Origin of the sequence: Pseudomonas sp. R62, from assembly GCF_000257605.1 — a bacterium.
Taxonomy (GTDB): domain Bacteria; phylum Pseudomonadota; class Gammaproteobacteria; order Pseudomonadales; family Pseudomonadaceae; genus Aquipseudomonas; species Aquipseudomonas atacamensis.
On sequence record NZ_JH635998.1, the window covers coordinates 1,371,475 to 1,380,436 of the forward strand.

Annotated in this window: 6 protein-coding genes; 5 read left to right on the plus strand and 1 reads right to left on the minus strand. The window is 62.9% G+C overall.

The window, feature by feature from the left end; genetic code table 11:
* Positions 1-1,240 (minus strand): acetyl-CoA C-acetyltransferase (locus OQK_RS07505; protein ID WP_016771830.1); only part of this gene is annotated, 1,240 nt, incomplete at its 3' end.
* 257 nt (positions 1,241-1,497) lie between these two features.
* On the opposite strand from OQK_RS07505, the gene OQK_RS07510 reads away from it, so the two are divergent.
* The 5 genes from OQK_RS07510 (at position 1,498) to OQK_RS07530 (ending at position 8,279) form a co-directional block, all read left to right on the plus strand.
* Positions 1,498-2,850 carry a 3-oxoacyl-ACP reductase gene (locus OQK_RS07510; RefSeq protein ID WP_016771831.1) on the plus strand — a complete coding sequence of 451 codons (1,353 nt, stop codon included), beginning with the start codon at positions 1,498-1,500 and terminating at the stop codon, positions 2,848-2,850.
* Between the two features lie 2 nt (positions 2,851-2,852).
* The gene (locus OQK_RS07515; protein ID WP_016771832.1) at positions 2,853-3,707 is read left to right on the plus strand and encodes a MaoC family dehydratase; all 855 of its coding nucleotides are present in this window, start codon (positions 2,853-2,855) and stop codon (positions 3,705-3,707) included.
* A 303-nt stretch (positions 3,708-4,010) separates the two neighbouring features.
* Positions 4,011-5,591 (plus strand): collagen-like triple helix repeat-containing protein, encoded by a 1,581-nt coding sequence (locus OQK_RS07520; protein ID WP_016771833.1) that lies wholly within the window; start codon positions 4,011-4,013, stop codon positions 5,589-5,591.
* 134 nt (positions 5,592-5,725) lie between these two features.
* Positions 5,726-7,396: a ShlB/FhaC/HecB family hemolysin secretion/activation protein gene (locus OQK_RS07525; RefSeq protein WP_016771834.1), complete on the plus strand. Its 1,671-nt coding sequence runs from the start codon at positions 5,726-5,728 to the stop codon at positions 7,394-7,396.
* Between the two features lie 520 nt (positions 7,397-7,916).
* Positions 7,917-8,279, plus strand: a complete 363-nt coding sequence (locus OQK_RS07530; protein WP_016771835.1) for a DUF6124 family protein — start codon at positions 7,917-7,919, stop codon at positions 8,277-8,279.
* Positions 8,280-8,962 lie beyond the last annotated feature (683 nt).

Sequence of the window (8,962 nt, forward strand, 5' to 3'; positions counted from 1 at the left end):
CCGCACAGATCGAAATCAACCCTCGCCCCTTGCCCGCCGCATCCAGCAGCTTGGCCAGATTCGCCACAATCCGCCCGCCCGTCGCAGCAAACGGATGCCCCGCCGCCAGCGAACTGCCCTTCACGTTAAGCCGACTGCGATCAATCGAACCCAGCGGTGCGTCGAGCCCCAAGCGGGTTTTGCAATATTCGGGATCTTCCCAGGCCTTGAGCGTGCACAAGACCTGCGCGGCGAAGGCTTCGTGAATTTCGTAGTAATCAAAATCCTGCAAGGTCAGGCCGTTGCGCGCCAGCAAGCGTGGCACGGCATAGACCGGAGCCATCAGCAGGCCCTCGGCACCGTTGACGAAATCCACCGCCGCCGCCTCGCCGTCGCGCAGATAAGCGAGGATCGGCAAGCCGCGCGCTTTGGCCCATTCCTCACTTCCCAGCAACACCACCGAAGCGCCATCGGTGAGCGGCGTAGAGTTACCCGCCGTCAGCGTGCCCTTGGCGCTTTTCTCGAAGGCCGGTTTCAGCGTGGCGAGTTTTTCCAGGGTCAGGTCCGGGCGCAGATTGTTGTCGCGGGTCAGGCCGAGGAACGGCGTCATCAGATCGTTGTGCCAGCCTTCGCTGTAGGAAGCGGCGAGTTTGTGGTGGCTTTCGAGGGCCAGTTGATCCTGTTCTTCGCGGGGAATATTCCAGGTCTGCGCCATCAGCTCACAGTGCTCGCCCATGGACAGGCCAGTACGTGGCTCGCCGTTGCGCGGGAATTCGGGAATCAGATGCTGGGGGCGCAACTGCAAAAGGGTTTTCAGTTTGTCGCCGGTGCTCTTGGCGCGGTTGGCCTGTAGAAGAATCCTGCGCAGGCCTTCGCTGACGCTGATCGGCGCATCGGAAGTGGTGTCGACGCCGCCAGCGATGCCGCAGTCGATCTGGCCAAGGGCGATTTTATTCGCCACCAGCAACGCCGCTTCCAGACCAGTGCCGCAGGCTTGCTGGATGTCATAGGCCGGTGTCGCTGGAGACAAGCGCGAGCCGAGCACGCATTCGCGGGTCAGGTTCATATCCCGTGACAATTTAAGCACCGCGCCCGCCACCATTTCGCCGATGCGCTGGCCATGCAGGTTGTAGCGTTCGATCAAGCCTTCCAGCGCGGCGGTGAGCATCGCCTGATTGCTGGCCGTGGCGTACGGCCCGTTGGAGCGGGCGAAAGGGATGCGGTTACCGCCGATGATCGCGACGCGGCGCAGCTGGGTCATGAAAAGCTCCTGTTCCAAATGGTCGAAATTTGCCCAATCCCTGTGGGAGCGAGCCTGCTCGCGAAGAGGCCGGCACATTCAGCCACTTCAGCGTCTGATACGGCGCCTTCGCGAGCAGGCTCGCTCCCACATGAACCGCATTTATCTGCAAGACCTGCTAAACCTGAGTGTTCAAGCGTAGGCCTTATTGCGCCGATCGAACGATTGATTGCCGTGGACAGTCCACACTTTGAACCCCAACTTCTGGAGAGCGTTCCATGTCTGACCGCTATATCGACTTCGCCAACTCATCCTTCGGCCATCGTCTGGTCGGGGCCTTGGGCCTGCCGTCGCCGGTGCGGCTGGAACGCTGGCAGGCGGGGCGTCTGCGGCCGATCGAGGGCGCCCTGTTGATCGGTGGCGGGCCGCTGGCCGAACGGATCAGCGGGTTTGCCAATCGCTTGACCGACGCGATCTACAGCTACGGCACCGAGCCCTCGCTGGCCACCGCGTGGATCCCCGGCCACGGGCCGAAAATCAAAGCGGTGGTGTTCGACGCCAGCGCTCTGCAACACACCGACCAGCTCAAGCAACTGCGCGAATTCTTCCAGCCATTGATGAAAAACCTCGACCATAGCGCGCACCTGGTGATTCTCGGCCGCGCGCCGGAAACCTTGGGTGATCCGTTCGCCTCCAGCGCACAACGAGCACTTGAAGGCTTCTCCCGCTCACTGGCCAAGGAACTGCGCGGCGGTGGCACCTTGCAGCTGATTTACGTCGGCGAAGGTGCCGAAGATCAACTGGAAGGCCCGCTGCGATTCTTCCTCTCGCCGAAAAGTGCATTCGTGTCCGGTCAGGTAATTCGCCTGACCGCGTGCGCTACGCCAGTCACTGACTGGACCCGCCCGCTGGCCGGGCGCAAGACGCTGGTCACCGGTGCCGCGCGCGGCATCGGCGCGTCGATTGCCGAAACCCTGGCCCGTGATGGCGCCGAGGTGATTCTGCTCGACGTACCGCCAGCCAAGACCGACCTGGAGGCCCTCGCCGCGCGCCTCGGCGGCCAGGCGATCACCCTCGATATCTGCGCCGATGACGCCGCCGCGCAATTGATCGAACAGCTGCCCGACGGCCTCGACATCCTCGTGCACAACGCCGGCATCACCCGTGACAAAACCCTGGCCAACATGACCCCGGAATTCTGGGACGCGGTGCTGGCCGTCAACCTCAATGCCCCGCAAGTGCTGACCAAGGCGCTGCTCGACAGCGGCACCCTGCGCGACAACGCACGGGTGGTCCTGCTCGCCTCGATCAGCGGCATCGCCGGCAATCGCGGGCAAACCAACTACGCGGCAAGCAAGGCTGGCCTGATCGGTCTGGCCCAGGCATGGGCGCCAACGCTGCTGGAACGCGGCATCAGCATCAACGCCGTGGCCCCCGGTTTCATCGAAACGCAAATGACCGCGCACATTCCGTTCGGCCTGCGCGAAGCCGGGCGGCGCATGAGTTCGCTGGGCCAGGGCGGCTTGCCGCAGGACGTCGCCGAAGCCGTGGCGTGGCTGGCGCAACCGGGCACTGGCGCGTTCACCGGGCAGGCGCTGCGGGTCTGTGGGCAAAGTGTTCTGGGGGCATAAAGATGAGCATCGAATGGCACACGCTGGATCGCGAACCGAGTCTGCCCGCGCTGTACTCGCGGGCGGCGACGCGACGCAAAATCACTGGTACGCAACTGCCCGACAGCGGCCTGCGCTGCTGGGTCGATATCGACAGCAAACGACTGGCGGCCTATCGCAAGGTCTGCGGTTTCGTCGATGACGGCCTGCTGCCGCCGACCTATCCACACATCCTCGCCTTCGCCTTGCAGATGCAATTGCTCACGGCCAAGGATTTTCCGTTCCCGCTGCTGGGGCTGATTCACCTGAGCAACCGCATCCGCGTGTTGCGGCCAATGGGCGCGATGAGTCGCGCGCAAGTCAGCGTGCGTGTGCACAATCTGCAACCACATGCCAAGGGCGCGACATTCGATCTGCTCACTACCCTGGACGATCAGCTCGGGCCGCTGTGGGAAGCCGAGAGCCGGATGCTCTGTCGCGGCGTGAAACTTGAGGGCGAGGCGCTCGCTCAGGACTGGCAGCCGTCACAGGATTTGCTCGAAGTGACGCGCTGGACTGCGCCGGCCGATATCGGTCGCCAGTATGCGAAAGTCTCCGGCGACTACAACCCGATTCACCTCAGTGCAGCGAGCGCCAAACTGTTCGGTTTTCCCACCGCGATTGCCCACGGACTGTGGAACAAGGCACGGACACTGGCGGCACTCTCCGATCACCTGCCCAAAGCCAACCTTGAAATCGCCGTGCACTTTCACAAACCGGTGCGTCTGCCCAGCGAGGTGACGTTACTGGCCAGTGCAGCGGGCTCCAGCGGTGAACTGCGCCTGGTCGGTGCCGGCGACCTGGAACATATGGTCGGTCAGTGGCAACCGATCGCCTGATCTGGCGGGGCGGAAAAACCCGTTAATTGTGTATATATCACTTAAGTTTTTCCGCGCCCTGCCCGCCGCTTTGCAAAAAATCGAGCCTTGAATTTCAAGGCTTTTTTTTGCCCGTTTATTACCGGGGTATTAGTCCTTCGGCATAGCGCCGAGCCCTCTATATAAAGGGGTTAATACCAACTTGAGAATGGTGAAAAACCTGCCGTCGACTGAGATTACAGCCACGGACGAGGCATCGCCGACGACAGATCGGCGAGCCATCGAAGGCAACGTAACGTTGTGACAGGTGCAGGAATCTCAATCATGAAAACTCAAGTGATGTGGTCCAAATCGGCAATCGCGCTGGCACTGATTCTTTCGGTCGGCCTCGTCGGCTGCAGCAGCGGCGGTGGCGGTCATCGCAGCAGTTCGGGCAGCTCGACGGCGGACGGCACGGCGGGCACCGATGGCAGCGGTGGAGCGGGCGGCGGAACCGGCGGCGATACTGCCGGCACTGGTGGCACCGGCGGCACCGGCGGCACTGGCGGCGGAACCGGTGGCACTGGCGGTACCGGCGGCGGCACCGATCCGACCAACCCAACCAATCCGACAGACCCGACCGATCCCACCAACCCGACCAATCCCGCTGCACCTTCGCTGGTGACCACAACACTTGTTCAGGACGTCGGCAAAACCGTCAGCGGTGTCGGCGATGGCGTCGGCCAGATCGGCGATTCGCTGAGCACTGTTCCGGTCGCTGGCGGCATCGTCCAAAGCGTGGCCAACACCACCGGCAACGTGGTCAGCACCTTGGGCGATGGCGTCACTGATGGCATCGGCAAACTGGCCACTGACCCCAATGGCCTGACCACCACCGTGGCCTCGGTTGGCGGCGTGGTTTCCGATGTTGGCGACGGCGTGTCGGACCTCAGCGTCAAACTCAACACAGCGACCCGCAGCGTTCCTGTCGTTGGCGGTGTAGTCACCCGTGTGGCGCCGCTGGTCGATGGCATCGGCGAAAAAGTCACCATGCTTGGCGACACCCTCAACACCTCACTGACCAGCGGCCCGACCAGCCAGTTGACCAACAAGGTCGGCAGCGGCCTGGTGCCGGTGATCGCCATGGTCGAAAGCACCACCGACAAGCTCGGCGATGCCACCGGTCTGGGTGATCCGCTCAAAGGGGTGATCTCAAAAGTAGGCGGCACGGTGAACAGCCTCGGCGGCAAAGTCACCGACGCAGGCAGCGGCAATGCCCTGACCAACACCCTCGGCGGCGCCCTGAGCAACACCGGCACGGCGGTCGGCAAAGCGGGTGGCCTGGTGTCCAATGGCACTGGCTCGGGCAGTGGCGGCATCGGTGGCGGGCTGGGCGGCACCGGTCTGTTGCAAACTGTCGGTGGTGCGGTGGTCAACGTCGGCAGCGGTCTGAATGCCGGCAGCACCAGCGGAGTGGTCAGTGCCGGCGGCGTCACCGCTGGCGGGCTGGGCACCACGATTGCGTCGATCAACACCGTACTCGGCGGCTCGGGCACACCGATCACTGCAACCACGTCGCCGCTGGCCAGTGTCGGCGCCGCAGTCGGTGCGGGCCTCAATCCGGTCACCAGCGCGGTCACCACTGTCACTCAACAGGTCGGCGCCGCTACCGGTCTCGGCACTCCGGTCGCTGGTCTTACAAATCAGGTGGGCGCCGCCGTCGGCAATCTCGGCGGAGCGATTGCCGCCACCAACAACCCGGTCACCACTGCTGTCGGCGGTCTGGTTACCAACGTCGGCGGCACCGTGGCAGCGGTCGGTGGTCTGGTCAACAGCGGCACTGCCACTGGCGGCGGCACGGCAACCGGTGGTCTGGGCGGGGTACTCGGTGGCCTGACCGGCGCGTTGAGCGGCACTCAACGCTAAATTGCACCTGGCCGATTCGACGGCCTTACCTACAGCGCCTACGCTTGGTTGAGGGCGGAAGATTCCCATGAGTCTTCCGCCTTTTTTCTAAGGAAAAATCTGCCCTGTGCTGTGTTCTGACCATGGAGTGTCCTATGCGCGTACTGGCATCCCTGCTGTGCCTTAGCCTCAGTTCCGCTGCCCTCGCCGACACCTTGCCCAGCTTTCTCAACAGCGACGAAACCATCCGCAACCTCCCCGTACCCAACCTGCCCGCCGACGCCTATCGGCCGAGCGCGGCGCCGCTGCAAGTGCCGGACCCGGGTGCGACCGCCGCGCAGCCATTGCTGATGGAAACCAAGGTCAACCTGAAGACCGTGCAGATCGAAGGCGGCACGATCTACCCGCTCAACGAACTCGCGGAAATCTACAAGCCACTGATCGGCCGCCAGGCCAGCCTCGCCGAACTGATCGAAGCTACGCGCAACATCACCCGTCGCTATCAGCAGGACGGCTACCTGTTGTCCTACGCGTTCCTGCCGCAACAGAACTTCGATGATGGCGTGGCCCGCGTGGTACTGGTCGAGGGCTACGTGCGCGATATCCAGATGCAGGGCGACATCGGCCGGGTCAAAAGTCTGCTCGACAAACTCGCCGCGAAAATCCAGGCCGAACGCCCGCTGACGCGCAAGACCTTCGAGCGCTACACCACGCTGATGAGCCGCATTCCCGGCGTCACCATTCAAGCGCAAGTGCCGCCACCGGGCACCACCGATGGCGCGACCACACTGGTCGCCCAGGCCAGTCGCAAACCGTTCACCAGCACCCTGAGCACCACCGAAGACAACCGCAACGGCCCGCAGGCGTTGCTCGGTGTCAGCAGCAATTCGCAGACGTCGATGGGCGAACAGTTGAGCCTCAGCGGCCTGTTTCCACCGGGCGACGATAAAGAGCATTACTACCGTCTCGACTACAGCCAGTTCCTCGATACCGAGGGCACGCAACTCAACGTCTCGGCCTCGCGTTACCGCGCCGACCCGGACACCGAAGTGCTGGTGGGCGGTGGCGGACGCCTGAGTACTCACCGCGAGAACGATCGCTACTCGATCGGCTTCAGCACGCCCCTGATCGCCTCCGCCAACGAACTGCTGACCGCCGGCTCGCGCCTGTATGCGGTCGACGACAAGACGCGCTATGACGGCATCAACTTTCCCTTCAGCACCGAACTGCGCACCGACGTCCGCGCCCTGGCTTTCGAAGGCGACTGGCGCAAGGCCGACGCCCGCCAACTGCGCATCCTCAGTGCCGGCGTCTACCAGGGCTTCGACAGCCTCGGCGCGCACACCAACTACGACGACATCGACCTGGATTTCTTCCGCGTCAGATTGTCCGGCGTGCAGAGCGACAAGTTTCTCGACAACTGGCAAGGTGTGCTCTCGGCGGCGCTGTACTGGAGCGACGACACCTTGCCCGACAGCGAACGCGCGGTGTTCGGCGGGCAGAACTTCGGCCGTGGCTACCCCGACGACCAGGCCTCGGGCGACAAGGGTTGGGGCGTCGCTTACGAGGTCAACTACAGCTTCAACCGCGACGGCAACTGGGTGCGCATCCTGCAACCCTACGTCGTCGTCGACCGCTCGCGCAGCTGGTTCAACCAACTGCCGGTGCAGGCCAACAACCTGTCATCGACAGCCGTCGGGCTGAGGTTCGGCGATGCCAAGTACTACAACGTCGCCCTGGAAGTGGCGAAGGCCATGTCCGATGAAGCGCTGGATACGTTGAACCGCAAGCCTCGGTACAGCATCAGTTTCAGTTATCAGTTGTGATGGCCGAGCGGTGCGTCAGTCAGGATTTTTTTGACTGACGCACCGCCTTCGCGAGCAGGCTCGCTCCCACAGATTCGGCGGTGTTCACGGTTTCTCAGTACAACCGCCGGCCCTGTGGGAGCGAGCCTGCTCGCGAAAGCGTTCGGCTATTCAAACTATTTATCGCAGCGCTTAAACCAGCCGTTTAAACACACGCCCCGTTACCTCGCAACAGCCCACAAATCCTTGCGCCGTTGCCTACGGCTACGCCAGAATCCGCCGGCTTGTGCGCCTGGGGCGCGGGTTCTATCGTTTGCCTGCCACTGCTCATCAGTGGTCGGGTTTAGTCGCCCGCTTGTCCACGACGCACAGGTTCCTGTCAGCCAGGTATTGCATACCTGCACTTGATGGTGGCTGTGCGCAGGGCGCCTCCGGGCGCGCCGATTTCGTGGCTCATCGGTCGACTAACCTGCGTGCAGCTGCCTCCCTTTCGTTTAGTCGCGAACGGGTTGCGGCCCTACTCCATCAGGAGACTGAGCCCGTGAAAAAGATAACGCCCGATCCACCCCTTGCCGATCCGACTTTCGCCGACCCGCTCGTCGAAGCGCAAAAACTCAAGGAAGCCGCCGACCGCGCCATCGATTACTACCTCAACCCCCGCCTCATCAAAGACCCTGCCGCACCGCGCAAACCCAGCACCCTGTTCATCGTCGACCCGGCTGCGGACAACGAAACCCTGTTGGTCCATGCCTGCGAATCACTGGCCTCGGCGAGCATCATGGCCAGCGACCTCGCCGGATTTATCGATGGACCGCAGCGCAATTCCCTGTTGGGAATACAGCAAGTGATCATGCTGGGCGAACTGGCGGTCAACCGCGTACTGGACAGGCTTGTGCCGGAGTGACAAGAGCAAGAGGTTGATTGCGCAGGTGGTGAGTCAGGCAGAGCGTTGTTGGCTGACTGGCCGCCTTCGCTGGCAAGCCAGCTCCCACAGGATTGATGTACGTCCAGGAAGAAAATGGTTGGCTGGCAGGCCGCTATCGCGAGCAGGCTCGCTCCCACAGTTTGATCGGGTGCGTTCAGTGAGAAACAGGTTGGCTGGCTGACCGCCTTCGCTGGCAAGCCAGCTCCCACAGGATTGATGTACATCAGGAAGAAATGGGTCGGCTGGCAGGCCGCTTTCGCGAGCAGGCTCGCTCCCACAGTTTGATCGGGTGCGTTCAGTGAGAAACAGGTTGGCTGGCAGGCCGCCTTCGCGAGCAAGCTCGCTCCCACAGTTTGAATCGAGTACATCAGCGAGAAACAGGTCGGCTGGCAGGCCGCCTTCGCGAGCAGGCTCGCTCCCACAGTTTGAATCGAGTACATCAGGGAGAAACAGGTCGGCTGGCAGGCCGCCTTCGCTGGCAAGCCAGCTCCCACAGTTTGATCGGGTGCGTTCAGTGAGAAACAGGTCGGCTATCAGGCCGCCTTCGCGAGCAGGCTCGCTCCCACAAAAGCAAAAGCAAAGCAGCGCAGCTGCCCGCGGCGAAGCCGCACCACTCAACAATGAGCGCAAGCTCGAGTGCTCTTGATCTTGATCCACCGGCG

Coding starts and splice junctions, on each gene's coding strand:
- OQK_RS07510 (WP_016771831.1), top strand. CDS start 1,498: ATGTCTGACCGCTATATCGACTTCGCCAACTCATCCTTCGGCCATCGT.
- OQK_RS07515 (WP_016771832.1), top strand. CDS start 2,853: ATGAGCATCGAATGGCACACGCTGGATCGCGAACCGAGTCTGCCCGCG.
- OQK_RS07520 (WP_016771833.1), top strand. CDS start 4,011: ATGAAAACTCAAGTGATGTGGTCCAAATCGGCAATCGCGCTGGCACTG.
- OQK_RS07525 (WP_016771834.1), top strand. CDS start 5,726: ATGCGCGTACTGGCATCCCTGCTGTGCCTTAGCCTCAGTTCCGCTGCC.